Here is a 22,616-nt window from a genome sequence, read left to right as displayed (position 1 = left end):
CGACCAATCCCCGGCTTTGCCGGGGATTTTTTATTGGGCAAACACCCAAGCACGCCTTGAAGTCGCAGGCGCGGGCTTTTACTCTAAGGCCTTTGACTCTCACCAAGCCGTGCCATGCCTCAATCTTTTTTTGCCAGCACCCGAGACGCCCTGAGTATCTATTTCCACAAGCGGGTACTCATCTTATTGCTGCTCGGTTTTTCCGCCGGCCTGCCGCTGATGCTGGTATTTTCCACCCTGTCTTTCTGGCTCAGGGAAGCCGGGGTAGACAGGGCCGCCATTGGCTATTTCAGCTGGGTAGCCTTGATCTATGCCTTCAAGTGGGCCTGGTCCCCCCTGGTCGATCGCATGCCCCTGCCTTTGTTCAGCCAACTCTTTGGCCGCCGCCGCGGCTGGATGCTGTTCTCCCAGCTATTACTGATAGCCGCCATTTTAGGAATGGCCGGCAGTGACCCCATGGAAGATCTCACCCATCTGGCACTCTTTGCGCTAATGGTGGCCTTTTCCTCCGCTACCCAGGACATAGTGGTCGATGCCTTTCGTATCGAGTCGGCGCCGGAGAAAATGCAGGCGGCACTGGCCGCCGCCTATCAGGTGGGCTATCGCAGCGCGATGATCATAGCCACAGCAGGCTCACTGACTATCGCCGCCTGGGTTTCTCCCACGCCGGAAAGCTATGATCTCCAGAGCTGGCAAACCGCCTATCTGATAATGGCAGGTTTGATGGGCATAGGCATACTGGCGACACTTTTTGCCAAAGAGCCGGCGGTGGATATCAGCTCGATAGGGGAGGAGGAAGCCAACCTCAGAGACAGACTCAAAGCCAACCTGGCACCCAGACTCTCGGTCTGGGCCGCGCCAGCCAACCTGTTTATCCTGCGCCATGGCAAGTTACTGCTCCTGCTGCTGGGGCTTTATTTCTGTTTTAGCCTGGCTGAACCCTTCACCCAGATACTGCAATCCTACTTTCCGAGTCAGGCCCTGAATACAGATGCAGTCACGCTGGCCACTATGGGGCTCACTCTGCTGCTCTGGTTGCTGATCTTCGGCGTCAAAAGTAAAGACAGGGCTATTCAAGAGCAGGAAGCCAAGCAACTGACCCATGTCGGCACAGATAGGATGGCCGCCTTTATCTCCTGGCTCTACAGCGCCGTGGCCCTGCCCTTTATCGATTTCTTTCGCCGCTACGGCAAGAGCGCGATTCTGATCCTTATGCTGATCTCCTGCTACCGGATCTCGGATATTGTCATGGGGATCATGGCCAATGTTTTCTATGTAGATATGGGCTTCAGCAAGGAGGAGATCGCCACCTTGAGCAAGGTCTATGGTCTGATCATGACCCTGGTGGGCTCGGCATTCGGCGGGGTGTTGTTGGCACGCTTCGGCACCATAAAAATCCTCTATGTCGGCGCCTTCCTGGTGGCCACCACCAATCTGTTGTTCGCCCTGCAGGCCATGGTGGGCTACAACGTGCCGCTGCTGACCCTGGCAATTTCGGTGGACAACTTCAGCGGCGGTATCGCCACAGCGGCCTTTATCGCCTACCTTTCCAGCCTCACCAGCAGTGGCTACAGTGCCACTCAGTATGCGCTGCTGTCTTCAGTGATGTTACTGTTTCCCAAGTTTATTGCCGGCTTCTCCGGCGCCTGGGTCAACGCCTTTGGCTATGTGAATTTCTTTGTCAGCGCCAGCATCATAGGCTTGCCCGTGCTGCTGCTGATTTGGCTGGTGCAAAAAAACAGCCCGCCGAAGCGGGCCGATACTGCTCAAGATACGCTCAAGTCGCAGATTAACGACTAGTCGCGGAAGTTATTGAACTGGAACGGCTGGCCCAGCTCGGCATTGCGGGCCAGCGCCATCACAGCCTGTAAGTCGTCACGCTTCTTGCCTGTGACCCGTACCGAGTCGCCTTGGATTTGCGCCTGCACCTTAATCTTGCTGTCTTTGATCTGTTTTACCAGCTTCTTGGCCACATCGGTCTCGATGCCTTGTTTGAACTTGACCTTCAAAGAGAACATCTTGCCGCTGTGGATCGCCTTCTCATCCACTTCCATCGCCTTGGGATCCACATTACGACGGCTCAGTTGGGTTCTTAAAATATCCACCATCTGATTGCACTGAAAGTCAGACTCTGCCGACAGGGTCACCACAAAGTCCTTATACTCCACCGCAAATTCCACCCCGCGGAAATCGAAGCGGGTATCCAATTCACGTTTGCTGTTATCCACTGCGTTACGCAGCTCAACGGCATCTACTTCTGACACTATATCGAATGAGGGCATTTCATCGCCTTTTACTTATCAGTCAAACCAATAGCGCCAGTCTACCCTAAGTTGAAGCCGAGCTGAATAAATCCAAGTCTGCTGATGACAGCCAGGCTTTATTTTGACTATGATGTTCGCCAAGCTTTCCAACCCTGCGTGATTTGTGATTAACCGACAGCTGCTGTTTAAAATGGCTTTGTTGATTGCCCTGGCGGTGATCAGCTACCTGGTTTTTTCCAAGCCTAACTACCCTCAGAGCATTCCTAACCTGGATAAAGTGGGCCATATCGGCAGTTTCTTTGCCCTCGCCTGGCTGACCTATCTGGCATTTCGCCCCCGCTGGTACTTAATGTTTGCCACCCTGGCCGGCTACGGCATTCTGATAGAGATGGTGCAATCCCGTCTGCCCTACCGCAGTGCCGATATGGCCGACTTTGTCGCCGATATGACCGGAGTCGTACTCTTCTACGTATCTCTCTGGGGTTATCGCAAGTATTTTGGCGCCGCCATGCTGAAGGAGTAACCGGAATGCAGCTAGGGATCCTCGGCGTTGGGGCCATAGGGCAACTGCTGGCGCAGCAACTGGCTGCAGCCGGGCTTGAACCTTGGTTATTACCCAGAGCTAACACCCCGCCATTGGCTGAGCAGGGCGAAGAGCAAGTCTATACCCTGGAGCTTGGCGACCAGAGTCTGCAAACATCGTTTCTGTGCCTGGCGCAGGACTCGAGCAAGCTCAAGCAGCTCGAGCTCTTGCTGGTCACGGTCAAAGCCTATCAGGTTGAAGCGGCGCTGGAGCCTGTGCTGCCAAGACTTCACCCGAATTGTCGCATCCTGCTGCTGCACAATGGACTTGGTCCTCATCAGAGTCTGGCCGCCAAGCTGAATGACCGGCCACTGAGCCTGGGCACGACAAGTCAGGCGGCGCTGAGACTAAGCAGCAATCATATTCGCCAAACCGGCAGTGGCCTGACCCAGATAGGTGACTTAATCGGCGCCCCCATGCCAGAGGTGATGAAAACCGCTCTGCTCAATGCTATTCCCGGCAGTCAGTGGAGTAATGCCATTCTCGAAGCCCTGTGGCAAAAGCTGGCGGTCAATGCCGTTATCAATCCGCTGACCGCCATTCACAGAGTCAACAACGGTGCCCTGGCCGCCCCCGAGTTTGAGGGAACAATCTGCGCCATTCTCGATGAGCTGTTACTGGTGGCCAAGCAGGAAGGCATAGCACTGACGTTCGATGCGCTGCACACAAGAGTCAAGGAAGTGATACGGCTAACCGCCGCCAACTACTCTTCCATGTATCAGGACCTCAAGCACGGCCGCAAGACGGAAATTGACTATATCAACGGTTACCTGCAGCAGCGCGCCGAGCAATATGGGCTCACACTGCCAATCAACAGCGAACTGCTGGCCCAAATAAAGGCGCTTGAATCAAATCTGCTTTAACCACTGGCCGCAGGCCCAGGCAATAAAGTTGGCCCAGGCGTAGCCAAATACCGCGATCAGAACCGCAAGAGGCACCAATGCCTGGCGATAGGCGCTGGTGACCACAGGCGCCGAAGCCGCCCCGCCAAGATTGCACTGACTGGCAATGGCGAGATAACCGAATGGAAGTCTCAACACTCTCGCCGCCAGCAGCAACAAGAAGACATGCACCAGCAACCAGATAGCCCCGATAACAAAGAACCAGGGCAAAGACCAGAGCATACCGATATCCATCTTCAGCCCCATGATAGCCAACATAAGATAAAGACAGGCATTACCGACTCTGTCGGCACCATAGGCCGCCAGCCGCCGCGCCGGTGTCAGCGACAGGAGCACGCTGGCCGTCGTTAACCAGACCACCAGCCAGATAAAGGGAGTATGCAGGTGATAGGCTCTGGCCATAGGCCAGTGGCGGACAATCAGCTCCGCCGTCCAATCGGCGCCCCAGTGTGCCAAGCCGCCCAGCATCAGCGGCAGGCAAAAGATCAATAACCAGTGATGGCTCTGTGCCAGGCGCTGTTCCGGCAAGGGCGTATCCAGCATAGTCGCCTGCGGCTCGCGGCTTCGAAGCCAGCGATTGATTTTGGTCTCGTGGGGCGCCAGCGCCAACAGTATTGCCATCCAGATCCCTGAAAGCACCACATTCACAGTAACAAAAACCGCAAAGATACTGTCACCGGCACCGAACAGTTCTTTCATCGCCATCTGATTGGCGGTGCCACCGACCCAATTACCTGCCAGGGTCGCCATGCCGCGCCAGAGGCTATCCTCCCCCTGCGGCAGCAAGAGCTCAGGCTGTATGTATCCCACCAACCACAGCGCCAGCGGCCCCCCGACAAAGACCCCCAGGCTGCCGATAAAAAACAGTAGCAGCAGCTTACCGCCACAGCGCCAAATACTGCCGATATCCAGCCCCAGCAGCATCAACACCAGACACATGGGCATAAGGTAATCGACGGCAAACTTGGGTAACTGAGAGTCTTTTACCGCAATCAGCCCCATGGTGTTGAGCAGTGATGGCACGAAATAACAGGCCACCATCACCGGCAAGAACCTATAACAGCGACGCCAGAAAGGGCTGTTGAGACCGCTGGTGTAGAATATGCCTCCCAAGATCAGGCAAAGAATGCCAAACAGCTGAAAATCGGTTTGGATCATGCCGGCCGTTGCTCGTCGAACTCGCGTTGATCCAACATAAATTCCAGAAAATTGGCCGGTAAAGGGGCAAGCGCTTCCTCGGCACGGCGGATCACCCAATAGTTACGTTCAAAGTCCCAGCCGGGCAGTTCCAACTCCACCAGATCGCCACGCTCCAATTCGGCATCTATCGCCATAAAGGGCAAGATACTGACCCCATAGCCAGTGGCCGTGGCGCGTTTGATGGCTCCCAGAGTTCCCATGGTGATGGTTTGCGATGGCACAATGCCGACGCTGTGCAGTAACTGCATAGCCCTGACGCGGGCAACCGTCGCGCTTTCATCCAGATACCAGACTTCACGCGACAGGCGCTCGGTATCGACAACCTCTTTAGCCAAGGGGTTATCGGCGCCGCAAACAATGCAGATCCTGTCTCTGAGCCAAGGCTCACAGCAGAGATTGGCCAGCGACGGCTTGGCGTCAACAAAGGCCAGGTCCAGTTCCCGTTCAGAGACCATCCTCTCTATGTGGCTTGAATCTTTGATCATCAAGCGAATTCCTGTGGCCGGAAAACATTGATGGAACACAGGCAAGCGCCGCGATAACACATAGTTTCCCGCAGTTTTACTGGCACCGACCGTCAGTGTGCCACATACGCCACTGGCACTGGCGTGAAATAACTGCTGTACCTGCTGCTCTGACGCCAACATCCCGTTAGCGTATGGCAGCAACAACTCCCCCTGCGGGTTGAGCAGCAAACCTGTCGCACTGCGTTCAAACAGGCGGCACCCCAGCGCTGACTCCAACTCTTTCAGCGCCATACTGACGGCCGGAACCGACATATGCAGCTTCCTGGCAGCACGGGAGATCTGCCCTTCGGCATGTATGCACTTGAATACCAGCAGTTGTTTTAGAGTTATCTTCATCAGGGGAATCGCCGCGGTTTGGGTTGGCGTATTTTAGCAATCCCGTTACCGGGAAAAGTTGATCCAGCCGAGCCTGCGATAAGGCTCGGAAACCAGCTACAAATACTGTGACTCAGAACATGTGTTTCATCGCCAGAGTCACCAGCTTGTCGTCATACTCCGTATAACCTCCTGCGTCGGTAAAATCGCCATCCAGATAGGTGGTTATCAAGCTGAACGTGGTGCTTTTGGAAGCTCGATAGTCCAACCCCAAAGACGCCTGCCAACTGGAGGCATCTGTCACACTGGCTTTATCAGCCAGGCTGGATACCACCTTGCCATTGCCTGAGTTGTCATACAGATATTGCGCCTTGAAACTGTATTGCTGCCAAGGGATCTCCATGCTGGCAAGCAAACTGTTACCACTGAGGTTTTGATATTTCTGCGACTCGGAATGCTGATACATAAACCCCAACTTGGCACCGGCCAAGCGAGCACCGGCAACGGCTCGCACCGCATCCAAGGCATTGAGACTATCGGCATAGGCCAGCGCCAAATACCAAGCCTGTCGTTTCAATTTGGCATCACCCGCTGTCAGGCTCAGTGCATAATTGCCGTTTGAGCCATTTTGCTCCGGCAAGTTATCGGCAAATTGATAGCTCACGCCCAGCTGCACTCCATACCATTTGGGTGAGTAATAAGTAGCTGAATCTCCCAGGCGGTCATTCCCGGCGATAATTTTTGCCATATCACTGGAAGTGATATTGAATAAATCCACCTTACCTTCCGTCTTTTTAAATACAGTATCATTACGACCAAATACCAGTGTACCCAATTGGCTTTCGACACCCAGGTAAGTATTACGGGATTTAAACAGCGAAGAAGTATCAAAGTAGCCGCCGTTATTACCAAATTCCATCACATAAACAATATTGATATTATCGTTGAGTTTTTCTTTACCCTTGACACCGATAAAGGAGGCATAGTTTTCCAGATAAGCACCGTTTTCCTTTCTATCTGACAGCAAACCGCTGTCCGAGTGACTCAGCCCAAGCCAAGCCCGGCCATAAAGGTCAGGTGCAGCCTGGCTGACCAGCGGCAACAGTGAGCAGGTAATTCCAGCAATAATCGTTTTTCTTAGGTTCATCATTTTGTCTCTTTATATTTATGAGTTGAGATATGAGTTAGCGCCGAAATATAGTAAAAACTTTTATACCCATTTGAGCATTGACTGGATCACACACTCATAACAGAGGCATCATTTTCAATTTTATTGAAAATGAATTAAGCGAATTCAAAACCATGAATTAAGAAAACTTGAAACCTATTTCAACAATTAATAACCCGACACCAAACTTGAGCCGCCTCACCTTTTTTTACATTTTATTTGCTCATGCTAATAACGAATCCAATAACAAATATTTTAGGGAGCAATATGAAACTCACTTATCTCAGCGGTCTGCTGGCTTGTTGCCTTTTCGGTGCAGCCGGAGTGCAGGCGGCACCTCAGGATCTAGGCAAATTTCACAGCGACAGCCAGCAAGGCTGCAAAACCTGCCATGTTTCGCCTAACAAGATTGACGACAGCGAGGCCCATGAAAATCAACAGTGCCGCAGCTGTCACGGAGACTACAGCGACCTGAAGAACCCAGCCCTGGAGATAGATCCCCACGGCTCTCACCTGGGTGATATCGCCTGTACCAGTTGCCACAAGGGGCACGAAGCACCCAAATTTTACTGCAATGAATGCCACTCTTTTGAACATAAACCCATGCCCTTTGCCGATGTCAAAGCCAAACCTGCCTGGGACAAAGAATGGGATCAGCAAAAAATTCAGCAGGCTATCGCCGCGGGACCAAAACAAAGCACAGATGTGGTGGTAATAGGTGCCGGCAGTGCCGGCTATAACGCTGCCATCAGCGCCAAACAGGCCGGGGCCAAGGTGGTATTGCTGGAAAAAGCCCCCTTCTCCGGCGGCAACTCCATGCTGGCGGCCGGTGGCTATAACGCCGTGGGTACCAAACAACAAGCTGCCCACAAGGTGGACGACCAAGTGGCCTGGTATGTGGAAGATACGATGAAAGGCGGTCGCTACGCCAACGATCCCAAGTTGGTGCAAATTCTGGCGCAGCAGTCAGCCGATGGTATCAAATGGCTTGAATCCCTCGGCGCCAATATGGATGACCTCAAACGCTCCGGCGGCGCCCGGGTGGACAGGACACACAGACCATCGGGCGGGCTCAGCGTCGGGCCACATATCATAGATGTACTGCGTAAGGCCGCTGACAAAAATCAGGTGGAAACCCGCCTCAATTCACGGGCAGTGAAACTGGTAGTGAATGACGAGCAGCAGATACTCGGGGTAGTGATCCACGGTAAACACTCTGGCTATTACATGTTGGGCGCCAAATCCGTGGTGCTGGCAACCGGTGGCTATGGCATGAACAAAGAGATGATCGCCTACTATCGCCCAACCTTTAAAGGCATGACCAGTTCCAACAATATTACCGCAACCGGCGATGGCATCGAAATGGCCAAGTCCATAGGTGCCAGCATGACAGATATCGACTGGATCCAGGCACACCCAACCATAGGCAAAGACAGCCGCATCTTAATCTCTGAAACCGTGCGCGGTGTCGGGGCTATCATGGTCAACAAGGATGGCAAACGTTTTATCAACGAGTTGACCACCCGCGACCGGGCATCGGATGCCATTCTCAAGCAACCCGAACAGTTTGCCTGGTTGGTGTTCGACAACCAACTGTACAAAAAAGCCAAAATGGTACGCGGCTATGATCACCTTAAGATGTTGAAAAAGGCCGATAATGTAGCCGAGTTGGCCAAACTCACCGGCATGCAACCTAAGGCACTGGAGCAAACGGTGAGTAGTTACAACCACTCTTTCAAAGTCGGTAAAGACAGCGAATTTAACCGTGAAAATATGCCGCTTGATCTGACTCAGGCTCCCTTCTATGCGGTGAAAGTTGCTCCAGGCATTCATCACACCATGGGTGGGGTCGCCATAGATGAGAAAGCCGAGGTACTGAACCTGCAAAGCTGGCCCATCAAAGGCCTGTATGCCGCCGGAGAGGTGACGGGTGGGGTACATGGCTACAACCGTCTGGGCGGGAATGCGGTGGCCGATACGGTTATCTTCGGTCGTATCGCGGGTAAGAATGCTGCCGACAACGCGTTGACCAAATAGGCTCCCTGCAAAGAGTGCCCTCGGCACTCAGAGCCGGCTCGCTCCCGGGCCGGCTCACTCCCCAACACACTAAGGACACACAGATATGAAGCATAAGTTCAAGAGCAAGTTACTGCTGTTGGCCCTGGGCTGTACCCTGAGCTTCGGCAGTTGGGCAGAGACATTGAAAGTGATCACTTCCGGCGGTTTTGCCGGCACCCTGACCGCGATGGAGAAGCAGATAGAACAGGATACCGGGCTGGATTTGATCATCTCCTATGGCTCGTCATCCGGTGGTGCCCATGACTCCATTCCGGAGCGGCTCAAACGCAACGAAGCGTTCGATGTGTTGATCCTGTCCCAAAGCTCACTCAACAAGCTGACAGAAAAGGGCTATGTGCGCAGTGACAGCCACAGGGAGCTGGTGCGTTCCCGCATAGGCATGTGCGTTAAAGCGGGCACAGCCAAGCCGGACATCAGCACAGAGGAAGCTTTTATCAAAGTGCTGCAACAAGCCGATTCAATAGGTTACTCGGCCAGCGCCAGTGGCACTTATCTGGCCAGCAAACTCTGGCCCGAGATGGGGCTGTGGCAGATGATAGAACCCAAGAGCAAAAGGGTTTTGAGTGAAAGGGTCGCCACCGTGGTCGCCAGAGGAGAATTACAGATAGGTTTTCAGCAGATAAGTGAAATACTGCCTATCGCAGGCGCCGAATATGTCGGGCCGATCCCGGACAAATTCCAGAAGGTAACCACCTTCTCGAGCGGCATCACCCAAAGCAGCCTGCAACCTGAAGCAGCCAAACGTCTTATTGACTACCTGGCCTCGGATAAACCTTATGTACTCAGCAGCATACGCCACTCAGGGCTGGATCCTGTGGCAGCAGAGTAAATCATCCCCAAAGCACCAATACCGCGGCCAGGGCAATCAGTACCAGGCCGCCCATATCCTTGACCTTGACCCGCTGCTTGAGCCAAAGGCTGGAGAGCAGCATCATAAAGAAGGCTTCCACCTGCCCGAGCGTTTTCACATAAGGCACGGCCGTGAGCGACATGGCGCTGAACCAACCTATGGAGCCCAGACAACTGCTGATACTGATGGCCAGGGTCAACCTGGGCCTTTGCCAGAGTTTTTTAAGGGTCTCTTTATCTTTGATAAGAAGCCAGGCGAGCAGCAACAAGGTCTGCAGCAAAATAACCAACAAGAGTACCCAGGCGGCGCGGTGAGGAAACGGCAAACCCAGCACCAGACTTGCTTCCCTAACCCAGAGCGAAGTCAGCGCAAAGGCGCTGCCGCATCCCAACCCCAGCAACAGCGTCTTGAAGGACAAGCCTTTGAGCCCGCCGTGGGTACTGAGCAGAAAGACCGCCACTGTACCGACAAGTACCCCCAGCCAGCCGGTGACAGTCAACGCCGTGCCGAAGAACAGACTGCCGAGCACGGCCGCGACCAAGGCTTCACTCTTGGCCAGCCCGGCGCCGACAGCGAAATTCTGCAATTGGAACAGTTTTACCATCAGGGCGGTCGCGAGGATCTGCGCCAAGGCCGCCCCTATGATGTACTGCAGCGCGCCATGCCCAAGCTGCGGCAATCCTGCGTCCTGCCAGGCATAAAGTGACAACAGATACACAGCAGCCAACGGCCCGGCATAAACAAAACGCGCTAGCGTCACCCCGGCAACATTGACATCGCGACTGAGACGGCTCTGAAACGCGTTGCGCCACGCCTGCATAAAGGCGGCCATCAGGGTAAAGATGATCCACATGGGTGGCTTGTCCTTAAAATTTGCGCCCGAGAATGCTTGCCCGATGAACCGCAAGCCATGACTGAAACGAAAAACGCCCGCGATTGCGGGCGTTTGAGACTAACACGCTAGCCAGGTGATTCGCTATTCCACCAAAGGCGCAGCTTGCAACAGCTTATGCAAGGTTAACCAAGCGCTTGGCTCAGCGACTGGTATCCAGCGCAGGGAAAGACTTCACCAGATCATCAACGGCCTTCATCTGGCTCAGATACCCTTCCAGTTGCTGCAGTGGCAAAGCACAAGGGCCATCACACTTGGCATTATCCGGGTCCGGGTGCGCCTCAATAAACAGCCCGGCCAGTCCCAGCGCCATACCGCTGCGGGCCAGTTCGGTTGCCTGGGCACGACGACCACCGGCAGAATCTTCACGGCCGCCAGGGCGCTGCAGCGCATGGGTGGCATCGAAGATCACCGGGTAGCCGGATTGCTTCATCTCATCCATGCCCAGCATGTCCACCACCAGGTTGTTATAACCAAAGCAGCTGCCACGCTCACAGAGAATGATCTCATCATTACCCGCTTCGTTGAATTTCTTGATGATGTGTCGCATCTCATGGGGCGCCAGGAACTGAGGCTTTTTGACATTGATGATAGCCCCAGTCTTGGCCATGGCCACCACCAGATCTGTCTGACGCGCCAGGAAGGCCGGCAACTGGATGATGTCGACCACTTCGGCCACTGGCGCGCACTGGTAAGGCTCGTGCACATCGGTAATCAATGGCAGCTTGAAGGTGTCCTTGATCTCCTGGAAGATTTTCAAACCTTCTTCCATGCCGGGGCCACGATAGGAGTTGACGGATGAGCGGTTGGCCTTGTCGAAGGAGGCCTTGAACACATAAGGGATCCCCAGCTTCTGAGTGACTTCCGCGTAGGTTTCGGCAATGGTCATCGCCAAGTCCCGCGACTCGAGTACATTCATGCCACCGAACAGCACAAAGGGCTTGTCATTGGCTATCTCAATAGCACCCAGATGTATGGTTTTATTACTCATCGCAACTTCTCTCTTGAATGCCGCTCATGCGGCGTTAACTTAAATCAGCCGGCCACGGCCTGCAGCAACTGGCCACAGAGCCAAGCCATATAAGTGCCTAAAGCATAGCCGAATACCGCCAGCAGTACACCTACGGGTGCCAGTGCCGGATGGAAGGCCGCAGCCACTACGGGCGCAGACGCCGCGCCGCCAACGTTGGCCTGGCTGCCCACCGCCATGTAAAACAGCGGCGCACGGATAAGCTTGGCCACCAGCAGCATCAATCCCGAATGCACCAGCATCCAGATAATGCCCACCAGGAAGTAAATCGGCGTATCCAGAACTTGGGATACATCCATATGCAAACCGATTGTAGCCACCAGTATGTAGAGGTAGGCCGAGGCTATCTTGGAGGCTCCGGCCGCTTCCAGATGACGGGCCGGACTGAATGACAACAGCAAACCTATGGTGGTCACTATCACCACCAGCCAGAAGAATCCGGAGGTCAGACTGTATTGCTCGGTCCAGGGATAGTTGGTTGCAAACCAGGGAGCCAGCAGGTCGGCGCCGACATGGGCCAGACCGGTAATACCAAAGCCCACAGCCACTATCAGCATGATGTCGCGCAGGCTGGGAATGCGGGCGTTTTCGGCATGATATTGCTCCACCTTGGCCTTGAGGCTTTCAATGGCGCTGGTATCTGCACCTGTCTTGGCATCTATCTCCTTGGCCCTGGATGCCATAAACAGCAGCACGGCCATCCAGATGTTGGCGACTATCACATCGACAGTGACCATCACGGAGAAGATATTGCCGCCCACTTCATAAATCTCTTTCATCGCCGCCTGGTTGGCACCGCCGCCAATCCAGCTGCCGGCGAGTGTCGTCATGCCGCGCCAGACTGCGTCCGGGCCGTGGCCAGCGGTCAATGTCGGGTCGATTGCCGACATGATAAGCAGGGCAATCGGGCCACCTATGACAATGCCCATGGTGCCGGTCAAAAACATCACTACCGCCTTGGGACCCAGCCCCAGAATGGCTTTGAGGTCGACGCTGAGGATCAACAATACCAAACAGGCAGGCAGCAGATAACGGGACGCCACATAGTAAAGTTTGGAGGTACTGCCATCGACAATCCCAAAGGTATTGAGCAAGGATGGCAGGAAGTAACACAGCAACAAGGCCGGGATGAAACGGTAAAACTTTTGCCAGAAAGGATGGCTGCTGCTGTTGGTGTAAAAAACGAAGCCGAGAATGGCGGCCAGAATGCCGAGCGCGGTGGCGTCATTGGTCACCAACGCAGTCATTTCAGTGGCCGCCTGTGAGGTACTGCTCATAGGTCCTATCTCCCTTGCGATTGCAATTTATTGTTTTATTTTAATATTTATATTTTTCTCACTGCCCTCACGGGCAGGTTCAATGGAAGGTTTGAGGGTCGTCTCCCAATTCTCTGAGTTGCATCTTCACCAGCTCGACCACGGGGTCGTGCGGGCTGTTGTCGACAAAATACTGCAGATCGGCGCTGGCGACATGAATCGCCCCCAGTTGCTGGGCAATAAAGGCGCGCTCCCGGTGCAGGCTGAGATCGTCGGCATGCCATTCAAGCAGCAAATTGCAGCACTCCATCGCGACTTCAAATTCATGGGCGACTATGGCGCCGGCCTTGAGTTCATGCAGCATGCGGGTCATCAGCCTTTGGGTGCCAACCGGCTTGAGGTAAGACGCCTTCAGCGGTGCACTGTTGCCCAGCTCGCCGCGAACCAGGGCATGCAAGCGCTCTTTGCTGAGGCGCTCCCCCCGAAGCGGGTCGAGATAGATGAGTTCACCGGCCACGTGGCAGGCCAGCACTGTGGTGCCCGGCAGCAGCACAGGGTCGAATTTCAAGTCCAGCTGTTTGCCAAGCAACATAAGCACAGTTGCCAATGTGGTGCTGTTCCCCTGGCGGCTGAGAATACACTGGCCGAGATCGGCCGCCTGCCGGGAAAAATAATCTTCTCTGGGGGCAAACCCCAGATCCTTGTAAAACCAGTTCAGCAGCGCCTGAAAGCGCCGCTGCTGATCGACCAGATAGTGGCTGAGCACTGAGCCGGACAGTTCCAGCCAGGCCCAGTTGGCCTGTTTGGCCAGGCCAAAGCCCAGATATTGGCAAAGCTCAAATGCCGACTCGGGCAGAGAGAGTTCGTCTTGCTTAAGAGAATATTGTTGCATTACCCCAGAATTACCGCTTGTTTGAAGTGTGCCAGTTTTGCCGCATAAACCACCCAGCCCAGAGCACCGAGGAAGGCGAAGATCCGGAAGATCAGATTACGGTTGGACTTGAGCGCCATCACGCCCAGCAGTATGTAAGCGACCACTGCGCCTATCTTCTCCGTCATCCAGGGATCGACGAAAGGATACTGCTTAATCATAAAACACAGAGTCAATCCGGACAGCAGCAGGAAAGTATCGATCACATGCGGACCTACCTTCAGCAGTTTCTTGTCCATAATGGCTGACTGACGCAGCTTAAGCACGAAACGCACAATGAACAGCAATACGCTGACGGCGATCAGGGTCATGTGCAGGTGTTTAACTGCCGGATACAGGCTGTAAAAAGTTTCCATCGGATAGCTATCTGTAGGTGAACAAAGGCGACAGTGTACCCTATCGCAGTGCTCAGCACCAAGGCCAAGCCGCTGTCGAAAAGGCGGAATTATGACAGGAAATGGGGACGATATCGGCGGTTTTCAAGCCCGGGAGATAACCCCGGGCACAGACACTCAACCGGGCCAAAAACCCAGGGTGCATCTATCATTGGAGCCAAAGTCGCGCACTGTGGCCACCTGCTGATAACCGAGCTCGGCAAGTTTTTCCCTGAGGTTCACGGCCTGGGCATAACCATGCTCCAGCAGCAGATAACCGCCCGGCAGCAGGTGCTCCCTGGCATGGGCTGCGATATGGAACAGGTCGGCAAAGCCCTGATCGGCGGCGGTCAAGGCGCTGCGGGGTTCGAAGCGCACATCGCCCATCTCAAGATGCTCATCATCCTCCTCGATATAGGGAGGGTTGGAAACAATCAGCTGGAACTTACGCCCCTGAACCGCCGAAAACCAGTCGCTCTGAAGGATCTCAACCTGCGGCAGTTTCAAATTATCCCGGTTGGCGCAGGCCAGCTCTACCGCGGCCTCGACCTTATCGACAGCGGTCACCTGCCAGCCTTGTCGCTCATGGGCCAGTGCCAGCGCGATAGCGCCGGTACCTGTGCCGAGATCCAGCACGGCGATATCATCTGAAAGCGGCAGGTTGAGCGCGGTTTCCACCAGAATTTCGGTGTCCGGGCGCGGAATAAGAGTAGATTCGTTGACGATAAAAGGCAGTGACCAGAACTCGCGCTCACCGACAATATGGGCCACGGGCACGCCTTGGCTGCGACGCTGCACCATCTGGGTGAACTGCTTGTGCTGCTCGGCCGACAAACTTCTTTCGGGCCAGGTATAGATAAAACTGCGGCTCTTGCCCAGGCAATGCAGCAACAGGGCTTCGGCATCTGCATGGGCAGACTCGGACGATGTGGCCAGCATAGAAGAGGCCCATTGCAGGGCCTCGGCAATATTGAGTTTAGTCACAGACAGTCCTTTTATTCGTCGGACAGAGCCGCCAGCATGTCGGCCTGATGCTCTTGCATCAAGGGCTCAAGCAGCTGCTCCAGGTCTCCTTCTATCACCTCGTTGAGACGATACAGTGTCAGGTTGATCCTGTGGTCGCTCACCCTTCCCTGAGGGAAATTATAGGTGCGGATCCGCTCGGAGCGGTCACCGCTGCCCACCAGAGAGCGACGGGTAGATTCTTCGGCGCTGCGGCGCTTCTCATCTTCGGCCGCCTGCAAACGGGCTGCCAGCACGCTCAAGGCCTGAGCCTTGTTCTTGTGCTGCGAGCGCTGATCCTGGCATTCCACCACCAAGCCTGTGGGCAAGTGGGTAATACGAATCGCCGAGTCGGTTTTGTTAACGTGCTGACCACCGGCACCGGAAGAGCGGAAGGTGTCGATACGCAGCTCGGCCGGGTTGATTTCCACCGCCTGGGCCTCGGGCACTTCGTGCATAACGGCCACGGTACAGGCCGAGGTGTGCACCCGCCCCTGGGATTCGGTTTCCGGCACCCTTTGTACCCTGTGACCACCGGACTCAAACTTGAGTTTGCCGTAGACACCGTCACCGCTGACCTTGGCAATCACCTCTTTGAAACCGCCATGCTCGCCCTCGCTGGCGCTCATGACTTCGACCTGCCAGCGCTGGCTCTCGGCATAACGGCTGTACATACGGAATAGATCACCGGCAAAGATAGCGGCTTCATCACCGCCGGCACCGGCACGGATTTCCAGAAAGGCGTTGCTGGCATCATTGGGATCTTTGGGCAACAGCAGAATTTGCAACTCGCCTTCCAACTGCTCCAGTTGAGCACGGGCCGCCTTGATCTCTTCCTGAGCCATCTCTTTCAGCTCAGGATCTTCCTCGGCCAACATCTCCTGTGCGGTTTGCAGATCCGCCTGCGCCTGCTGGTAGGCCTTAAAGCCTTTGACCACATCTTCAAGCTGAGCATATTCCCGTGACAGGGCTCTGAACCTGTCTTGATCCGCTATGACATCTGCGTCACTGAGCAGGGCCAATACTTCTTCATTACGCTCAAGCAAGCCTTCCAGCTTGCGGATAACGGATTCCTTCATTTAGCTCGCTAACCTTAGTGTTTATCCAAGCCGAGCGCGGTTCTCAATTGACCCAAAGCATTGAGATCACCCTGACGACTGGCTGCAGTCAGGGCCTGGGTCGGAGCATGTATCAGTCTGTTGGTCAGACGGTTGGCCAGTTCCAGCAGCACCTGCTCTGTGTCTGCTCCCTGCGCCAACTTGTTCATTGCCCGTTCAACCAGCTCATCTTTAATCGCCATGCTCTGGGTACGATATTCGCGAATGCTGTCGACCGATTCCAGTGAGCGAACCCACTCCATAAACTGGTGTGAATGCTCTTCGGCAATGACTTCCGCTTGCTCGGCGGCCTCTCTACGGGAGGCCATATTCTGTTCGATTATGCTTTGCAGATCATCGACCGTGTATAGAAAAGCATCGTCCAAATCACCGACTTCTGCCTCAATATCACGGGGAACCGCTATATCAACCAATAACATAGGTTGATGGCGGCGCTGCTTAAGCGCTTTTTCTACCATGCCCTTGCCCAGGATGGGCAGCGGACTGGCGGTAGAGGATATCACGATATCGGCCTTGGGGAGAAAATCTGGTATCTGCTCCAGGGTAATCGCCTGGGCATTGAACTCTTCGCACATGGCTTCGGCGCGGGAAATGGTGCGGTTGGCCACCACCATGCTGGTGACGCCGTTTTCCTTCAGGTGGCGGGCAACCAGTTCTATGGTTTCACCGGCACCAATGAGCAGCACCTTGGTCGCAGCCAGAGAAGAGAAGATGTGTTTGGCCATGCTGACGGCGGCAAAGGCAACGGAAACCGCCGCAGTGCCGATTTCCGTTTCGGTGCGCACCTTCTTGGCCACGGCAAAAGTATTTTGAAACAGACGATCCAGTGTCAGAGCCACTGTGCCGGATTCCTTGGCCTTGGCAAACGCCTGTTTGACCTGACCGAGGATCTGCGGTTCGCCCAGCACCAGAGAGTCGAGCCCGGATGCAACCCGCATCAGGTGTTGCACCGCGGGTTGACCACAGTGTTGGTACAGGCAAGGGGCCACCTCTTCATGGCTCAGGCCATGATAGTCTTCCAACCAACGCACAACCTGCTCGGCATTTTCTGTGTTGCAGTAAAGCTCGGTGCGGTTACAGGTGGAAACGATGACGGCTTCCCCGCTCTGAGTCTCCTTGGCCAGGCTGCGCATGGCTTCATGGATCTTGTCCGGGGCAAAGGCAACTTTCTCACGCAGGTCAACAGTGGCGGTTTTATGGTTTATACCAATTGCTACAAGGCTCATCTGAACTCGTTCTGGACTCTTGGCGTCGCTGTAGGATGCGGCCATTCTACTGAATTGGCCACCTTAAAAACAGAATACGCTTAACAAAACCGAATAAAGGTCTAACTTCTCAACCAATTTATCAATTAAGCTGAACAGGCGCTGGCAAAAGCCACAAGGGCGACACCAGAGGGGTCGGCGCTTATTGGTATTCTGCCAAAGCCCTCGTATCATAGGCGGCCAACACAGTGAACAACAGATGATTATTTTGAAGTACTTCACAAAAACCTGTTTTACACCTCTGTCGACCCTGCGCCTGCTGTTGCCCCTGCTGCTCCTTGGCCTGCTCAGCGCCTGTAGCAGCCTGCCCGATGCCCGCTGGCAGGCGACTCAAGTCAAGCACGCAGAGCAAGCCAAGGCCTGGGAGCTGAAAGGCAAGCTGGCGGTAAAAACTCCCGAGGAAAAATTCAGCACCAATCTTTATTGGCTGCACACCCCAACGACAGAAGAGCTGAGACTCACCACCATGTTGGGCACCAGTGTGATGCTGCTGAAAAGTGGCCCGGACGGCGCCTTACTGGAGTTGGATGGTGAAATCTATCGCGACCGAGACCCACAGCGTTTACTCGATGGCCTCAGCAGTTGGAGCATACCCCTTAACGCCCTGCCCCGCTGGGTGCTTGGCCTCAGCGCCGCCGACACTGAACTCGTGCTCACAGACAATGACGGCAAACCCCAGAGCCTGGAAGATGGCAGCGTCAGCCCTCCGTGGCAGGTGAAGTATCTCAACTGGCAGCAACAAAGCGGTGCCGATATTCCGCGCCTTCTTAAACTCAATCGCGGCGCACTCGAACTCAAGATCCAGTTAACCGAGTGGCAGGCACTTGAAGCCCAGAGCACACTCACCACCAAGGAAAGCCAGCATCCATGAGTTCTCTAGACCAAACATCCAAACCCAATAGTCTTTCGCTTGGCTGGCCGGCCCCGGCCAAGCTTAATCTGTTTTTGCATATCAATGGTCGCCGGGAAGATGGCTACCATGAACTGCAGACCCTGTTTCAGTTTCTCGACCATGGTGACCTGTTGGACTTTAAAGTCACCGCCAATGGCGAGCTCAAACTGCACTCCAATCTCGGCGCTGCTGTCCCGGATAGCGATAACTTAATTCTCAAGGCCGCAAAATCATTGCAGCAAGCCAGCGGATGTGAACTGGGGGCCGAGATCTGGCTCGATAAGAAACTGCCCATGGGTGGCGGTCTGGGGGGCGGCTCGTCGGACGCGGCCACCACTCTGGTGGCCCTCAACGCCCTGTGGCAAACCGGCCTGAGTGAAACTGAACTTGCGCAAATTGGTTTAAAACTCGGCGCTGATGTTCCTGTTTTCATTAAGGGTTTGGCAGCCTTTGCCGAAGGGGTCGGCGAAAAACTTCAGCCGGTGGATCCGGCCGAACCTTGGTATCTGGTGCTGGTTCCCGAGGCGCATGTCTCCACTGAAAAAGTGTTCCATGATCCTGATTTACCAAGAGATACTCCCAAGCTCTCTCTGGAGCAACTGCTGAGTGCCCCATGGCAAAACGACTGTCAGGCGCTGGTATGTCACCATTACCCTCAAGTTGCCAAGGCCTTGGGCTGGCTGCTAGAATATGCGCCGTCCAGAATGACCGGAACCGGTGCCTGCGTGTTCGGGGAGTTCGAAAAACAGCAACAAGCTCTCGATTGTCTGGCACAGCTGCCACCATCTTTCAAAGGCTTTGTTGCCAAAGGGATAAATAGATCGCCGCTTCAGAGTCGACTGGCTCGCCTCTGAACAGTTTCTTCCGGGATGAAGCGGTCCGCCGTTTTTTGTCCCAGCCACTAAAATAAAGCAAACGCCTGAGGTTCTTACAGTGCCCGACATCAAGCTCTTTGCTGGGAACGCTACCCCCAGTCTCGCCAAAAAGATAGCCGACCGTCTTTTTTGTAAACTCGGAGACGCAGAGGTAGGCCGTTTCAGCGATGGTGAAATCAGTGTCCAGATAAACGAAAATGTACGTGGTGCTGATGTGTTTATCATTCAGTCCACCTGCGCACCAACCAACGACAACCTGATGGAGTTGATCGTAATGGTTGATGCCCTGCGCCGCGCTTCAGCCGGCCGTATCACAGCCGTTATCCCTTACTTTGGTTATGCCCGTCAGGACCGCCGTGTCCGCAGCGCCCGTGTACCCATTACCGCCAAAGTGGTTGCCGATTTCCTCTCCAGCGTGGGTGTCGACAGAGTACTGACCTGTGACCTGCACGCCGAGCAGATCCAGGGCTTCTTCGATGTACCGGTAGACAACGTCTTCGGTAGCCCAGTGCTGCTGGAAGATATGCTGGCCAAGAAACTGGACAACCCGGTTGTTGTTTCCCCCGATATCGGTGGTGTTGTTCGCGCCCGCGCCGTAGCCAAGCTGCTCGACGACTCAGATCTGGCGATCATCGACAAGCGTCGCCCACAGGCCAACGTGGCTCAGGTAATGCACATCATAGGTGACGTTCAAGGCCGTGACTGCATCATAGTTGATGACATGATCGACACAGGCGGCACTCTGTGTAAGGCTGCTGAAGCCCTGAAAGAACACGGCGCCAACCGCGTCTTTGCTTATGCGACCCACCCGGTATTCTCCGGCAATGCCGCCAGCAACATAGTAAATTCAGTGATTGACGAAGTCATAGTCACTGACACAGTGCCTTTGAGCCCAGAAATGCTCAAAACAGGCAAAGTGAGCCAGTTGACCATGTCAGCGGTACTGGCCGAGGCTATCCGCCGCGTCAGCAACGAAGAATCTATCTCTGCCATGTTCCAGCACTAAGCTGACTTGAAGAGTTAACAAGAAACGCACCTTAGGGTGCGTTTCTTTATGCTTGATATCTGGGTTGCTATAATGTGGCCCATCCCCTGCGGTGCGGATAGGCAGGAAGCCTGAATGCCGTGAAGGACAGGATGTTCGAGAACGACGATAGGGTGAGCTGGCCGCTGTGCATGGATGCATTTGCTCCACGACTTCAGGCCACTGGCACAGTGGCTAGCATTGATTTAAGCCTTAAATCCCACATCAATACTTGCCGGGCTTTTGACCACAGATGTAACCCATCACCTGCGGTGCGCCTTTCGCACAGGCGATCCTGTGACTCGCTGCGAGTACGTCCCTGTAAGCTCTGCCTCGCCATCCCTGGCTCGGAAGGTCACAGTTCCACCTGTGCCTAGAAAATAGGCGTATGTCTGCAAACACTTCAGATGTTTCAAGCTACTCAGCGCTAACAGAATTGCACTAATCCCCCCTCGGTGTCGCCGACAGCCGTTGGCGCAAATAACGTGGCTAAGGAGTTCCTCTCGGGAAATAATAGCTATCACAATTAGCGAAATAATGATTGGCGAAATACCAGAGTCACTTGTTAAGTATCCTTAGACCCAATACCTCCCCATGACTAGAATCGGCAACCATATTGAACTTGACATAATTAGTGAGCTTGTTAATAGGAATATTAAAGAAAAAGCAAAATAATGACCTGCAAACACTCGAGCATCACTTACAGGGTGCAACCTTACTGCAAGAATCATCACACGGCTGAACTCTTTAATTTTAACTATTTGGTATTCAATCCAAAGTTTCATGGGCTTAATCATGATGAGGAGGCATGTAAAGGCTACTTCTACACCAGCAACATCCATAAACAAGAGCAATTCAGGTACAAATGGAGTAAGAGCTAATATGATTAGCAGCATCAAATTTTTTTTGCTTTTAGAACTAAATTTAAAAACTTTCACAATATTCCCTTCCTTGGGGGTTACCTAGACATAATGATTCCCTGTGCAAGTGTCGGACTCCAAAATAAAAATAAGGACACTCATAATTTTTGCTCAGCTAATGCTGGGTGTCTATGTTGTTGCCAGCACTTCTCTATCTGTCCATTAATAATGGGTGTCTTTGTTATTTTTTGTTATTTTGTTAACTGTTTTGTATTTGCTGATTATAGAATTCACAGCGTTCCTCTAAGCCCATAGACTTTGCAGCATCTTTGAGCTTTACCCAAATTTCTTCTGGAGGCTTACTTGTTGCCTCAAGTGCTGCTTCTTCTAGCATATCCAGTGCTAGTTCTAGCTCGTTGTGATCAAGGTATTCATCGTACTCGGCGATATATTTGCCAACACCCGGGCATTCACAAAGAACTGCACGAGCCTCACTCAACAAAGCGATAGTAATCTTCCACTTTTTTTCCAATTCTTCTCTGAAGCTCATATGACAGTTAACGCCTCCAGCACAGGCCGGAGCACGAAGTGCGGAGGTCCAGCCCCGAAGGGGCGATTGTGCCTGGCCTTGTTAAATGTTTACTGGCAACCAACTAGAGTTGCCTCCGTGACACCATCATTACAAAGACAGCGAAGCCCTTGAATGAAATTTATTGCCGACTGTATTTCGACTTTTAGCTCAGAAGAAACCTTGGATATTTCTTGGAGGCGACAATCAGTATATGGGTATTCTGAAAGAGTTACATGCACCCAAAGAATTCCTGTTTGAGCAACTACGTAGCACCTTAACCCGAAACGCTCAAGATATTCAGAACCATCAGCTTTTGATTGGCCTGCAATAAGCTCAGCCTCTCCATCTAAGGAACTTGCTAGTTGCTCGAAGCTATTACAGAACTCTTTAATCTCACTGATATTAAACCAGCCTTCGCCAAAACCCTTGAAACCTTCTGCTTCCAGGTGGCCGGTTAGGCCTGCAGTTCCATCATCATCTTCTAAATCTATTGTTATTGATAATTGGTTCATACTTGCCCTGACATTTAACGCCCAATTAAGGTGTGAGGCACGCAATACCTATGTTTCCGCACACCACCTTAAACACTAAAACCAACGCATAGTAAAAATGCCACGCGTGCTGAATCACTCTTAAAT

At 53.7% G+C, this 22,616-nt stretch carries 23 protein-coding genes; 8 read left to right on the top strand and 15 right to left on the bottom strand.

Annotation, left to right across the window (positions count from 1 at the left end; all coding sequences use genetic code 11):
- Window positions 1-114: 114 nt before the first annotated feature.
- Complete coding sequence (locus ACF8D4_RS07195; RefSeq protein WP_392465098.1) at window positions 115-1,800, top strand: MFS transporter; 1,686 nt, start codon at window positions 115-117, stop codon at window positions 1,798-1,800.
- Here ACF8D4_RS07195 and ACF8D4_RS07190 read toward each other — a convergent pair.
- Window positions 1,797-2,282 carry a YajQ family cyclic di-GMP-binding protein gene (locus ACF8D4_RS07190; RefSeq protein ID WP_101056811.1) on the bottom strand — a complete coding sequence of 162 codons (486 nt, stop codon included), beginning with the start codon at window positions 2,280-2,282 and terminating at the stop codon, window positions 1,797-1,799. The genes ACF8D4_RS07195 and ACF8D4_RS07190 overlap by 4 nt on opposite strands.
- Window positions 2,283-2,454: 172 nt before the next feature.
- On the opposite strand from ACF8D4_RS07190, the gene ACF8D4_RS07185 reads away from it, so the two are divergent.
- Window positions 2,455-2,787 carry a VanZ family protein gene (locus ACF8D4_RS07185; protein WP_392465097.1) on the top strand — a complete coding sequence of 111 codons (333 nt, stop codon included), beginning with the start codon at window positions 2,455-2,457 and terminating at the stop codon, window positions 2,785-2,787.
- Window positions 2,788-2,792: 5 nt separating this feature from the next.
- Entirely contained in the window at window positions 2,793-3,710 is a 918-nt protein-coding gene (locus ACF8D4_RS07180) for a ketopantoate reductase family protein (RefSeq protein ID WP_392465096.1), read from the top strand.
- Here ACF8D4_RS07180 and ACF8D4_RS07175 read toward each other — a convergent pair.
- The 3 genes from ACF8D4_RS07175 to ACF8D4_RS07165 form a co-directional block, all read right to left on the bottom strand.
- Entirely contained in the window at window positions 3,696-4,907 is a 1,212-nt protein-coding gene (locus ACF8D4_RS07175; protein ID WP_144437292.1) for a DUF819 domain-containing protein, read from the bottom strand. The genes ACF8D4_RS07180 and ACF8D4_RS07175 overlap by 15 nt on opposite strands.
- Window positions 4,904-5,812: a LysR family transcriptional regulator gene (locus ACF8D4_RS07170; protein ID WP_071237184.1), complete on the bottom strand. Its 909-nt coding sequence runs from the start codon at window positions 5,810-5,812 to the stop codon at window positions 4,904-4,906. Before ACF8D4_RS07170 ends, ACF8D4_RS07175 begins: the two co-directional genes overlap by 4 nt.
- A gap of 112 nt (window positions 5,813-5,924) precedes the next feature.
- Window positions 5,925-6,941, bottom strand: coding sequence for a porin (locus ACF8D4_RS07165; protein WP_260846871.1), 1,017 nt, complete (start codon window positions 6,939-6,941; stop codon window positions 5,925-5,927).
- Window positions 6,942-7,226: 285 nt separating this feature from the next.
- On the opposite strand from ACF8D4_RS07165, the gene ACF8D4_RS07160 reads away from it, so the two are divergent.
- Both ACF8D4_RS07160 and ACF8D4_RS07155 read left to right on the top strand, forming a co-directional pair.
- On the top strand, window positions 7,227-8,996 hold the full coding sequence (locus ACF8D4_RS07160; protein WP_107005947.1) for a flavocytochrome c: 1,770 nt from the start codon (window positions 7,227-7,229) through the stop codon (window positions 8,994-8,996).
- 85 nt (window positions 8,997-9,081) lie between these two features.
- The gene (locus ACF8D4_RS07155; protein ID WP_071237182.1) at window positions 9,082-9,867 is read left to right on the top strand and encodes a substrate-binding domain-containing protein; all 786 of its coding nucleotides are present in this window, start codon (window positions 9,082-9,084) and stop codon (window positions 9,865-9,867) included.
- Window position 9,868: 1 nt separating this feature from the next.
- Here the strand turns inward: ACF8D4_RS07155 and ACF8D4_RS07150 are convergent, their stop codons facing one another.
- From ACF8D4_RS07150 to hemA, 8 genes are all read right to left on the bottom strand, one after another.
- Window positions 9,869-10,741, bottom strand: coding sequence for an EamA family transporter (locus ACF8D4_RS07150; RefSeq protein WP_392465094.1), 873 nt, complete (start codon window positions 10,739-10,741; stop codon window positions 9,869-9,871).
- Window positions 10,742-10,922: 181 nt separating this feature from the next.
- On the bottom strand, window positions 10,923-11,771 hold the full coding sequence (kdsA, locus tag ACF8D4_RS07145) for a 3-deoxy-8-phosphooctulonate synthase (protein WP_025011695.1): 849 nt from the start codon (window positions 11,769-11,771) through the stop codon (window positions 10,923-10,925).
- 44 nt (window positions 11,772-11,815) lie between these two features.
- Complete coding sequence (locus tag ACF8D4_RS07140; RefSeq protein ID WP_370628887.1) at window positions 11,816-13,087, bottom strand: DUF819 domain-containing protein; 1,272 nt, start codon at window positions 13,085-13,087, stop codon at window positions 11,816-11,818.
- Between the two features lie 79 nt (window positions 13,088-13,166).
- A complete protein-coding gene (locus tag ACF8D4_RS07135) occupies window positions 13,167-13,958 on the bottom strand; it encodes a tetratricopeptide repeat protein (RefSeq protein ID WP_025011693.1) in 792 nt (263 codons plus the stop codon).
- Window positions 13,958-14,353 (bottom strand): SirB2 family protein, encoded by a 396-nt coding sequence (locus tag ACF8D4_RS07130; protein WP_025889918.1) that lies wholly within the window; start codon window positions 14,351-14,353, stop codon window positions 13,958-13,960. The genes ACF8D4_RS07135 and ACF8D4_RS07130 overlap by 1 nt, the downstream gene beginning before the upstream one ends.
- Window positions 14,354-14,509: 156 nt before the next feature.
- Window positions 14,510-15,355, bottom strand: a complete 846-nt coding sequence (gene prmC / locus ACF8D4_RS07125; RefSeq protein WP_219001877.1) for a peptide chain release factor N(5)-glutamine methyltransferase — start codon at window positions 15,353-15,355, stop codon at window positions 14,510-14,512.
- 11 nt (window positions 15,356-15,366) lie between these two features.
- A complete protein-coding gene (gene prfA, locus ACF8D4_RS07120; RefSeq protein ID WP_025011691.1) occupies window positions 15,367-16,452 on the bottom strand; it encodes a peptide chain release factor 1 in 1,086 nt (361 codons plus the stop codon).
- A 14-nt stretch (window positions 16,453-16,466) separates the two neighbouring features.
- Entirely contained in the window at window positions 16,467-17,717 is a 1,251-nt protein-coding gene (gene hemA / locus ACF8D4_RS07115; RefSeq protein ID WP_028779720.1) for a glutamyl-tRNA reductase, read from the bottom strand.
- A gap of 238 nt (window positions 17,718-17,955) precedes the next feature.
- On the opposite strand from hemA, the gene lolB reads away from it, so the two are divergent.
- The 3 genes from lolB to ACF8D4_RS07100 all read left to right on the top strand — a co-directional run bounded on the left by lolB (window position 17,956) and on the right by ACF8D4_RS07100 (window position 20,529).
- Window positions 17,956-18,627: a lipoprotein insertase outer membrane protein LolB gene (gene lolB, locus ACF8D4_RS07110; protein WP_025011690.1), complete on the top strand. Its 672-nt coding sequence runs from the start codon at window positions 17,956-17,958 to the stop codon at window positions 18,625-18,627.
- Entirely contained in the window at window positions 18,624-19,502 is an 879-nt protein-coding gene (gene ispE, locus ACF8D4_RS07105) for a 4-(cytidine 5'-diphospho)-2-C-methyl-D-erythritol kinase (RefSeq protein ID WP_392465091.1), read from the top strand. The genes lolB and ispE overlap by 4 nt, the downstream gene beginning before the upstream one ends.
- 79 nt (window positions 19,503-19,581) lie before the next feature.
- Window positions 19,582-20,529: a ribose-phosphate pyrophosphokinase gene (locus tag ACF8D4_RS07100; protein WP_028779717.1), complete on the top strand. Its 948-nt coding sequence runs from the start codon at window positions 19,582-19,584 to the stop codon at window positions 20,527-20,529.
- Window positions 20,530-21,122: 593 nt separating this feature from the next.
- On the opposite strand, the gene ACF8D4_RS07095 is transcribed toward ACF8D4_RS07100, so the two are convergent.
- The 3 genes from ACF8D4_RS07095 to ACF8D4_RS07085 all read right to left on the bottom strand — a co-directional run bounded on the left by ACF8D4_RS07095 (window position 21,123) and on the right by ACF8D4_RS07085 (window position 22,490).
- The gene (locus tag ACF8D4_RS07095; protein WP_392465089.1) at window positions 21,123-21,485 is read right to left on the bottom strand and encodes a hypothetical protein; all 363 of its coding nucleotides are present in this window, start codon (window positions 21,483-21,485) and stop codon (window positions 21,123-21,125) included.
- Between the two features lie 181 nt (window positions 21,486-21,666).
- The gene (locus tag ACF8D4_RS07090; RefSeq protein WP_039034289.1) at window positions 21,667-21,957 is read right to left on the bottom strand and encodes a hypothetical protein; all 291 of its coding nucleotides are present in this window, start codon (window positions 21,955-21,957) and stop codon (window positions 21,667-21,669) included.
- Window positions 21,958-22,046: 89 nt separating this feature from the next.
- Window positions 22,047-22,490: a hypothetical protein gene (locus tag ACF8D4_RS07085; RefSeq protein WP_392465087.1), complete on the bottom strand. Its 444-nt coding sequence runs from the start codon at window positions 22,488-22,490 to the stop codon at window positions 22,047-22,049.
- Window positions 22,491-22,616 lie beyond the last annotated feature (126 nt).

This window comes from Shewanella sp. YQ_9, assembly GCF_043103185.1.
Lineage (GTDB): Bacteria > Pseudomonadota > Gammaproteobacteria > Enterobacterales > Shewanellaceae > Shewanella > Shewanella algae.
The sequence above is the reverse complement of the archived record's forward strand: the minus strand, read 5'-3'. Positions and strand labels throughout refer to the sequence as shown.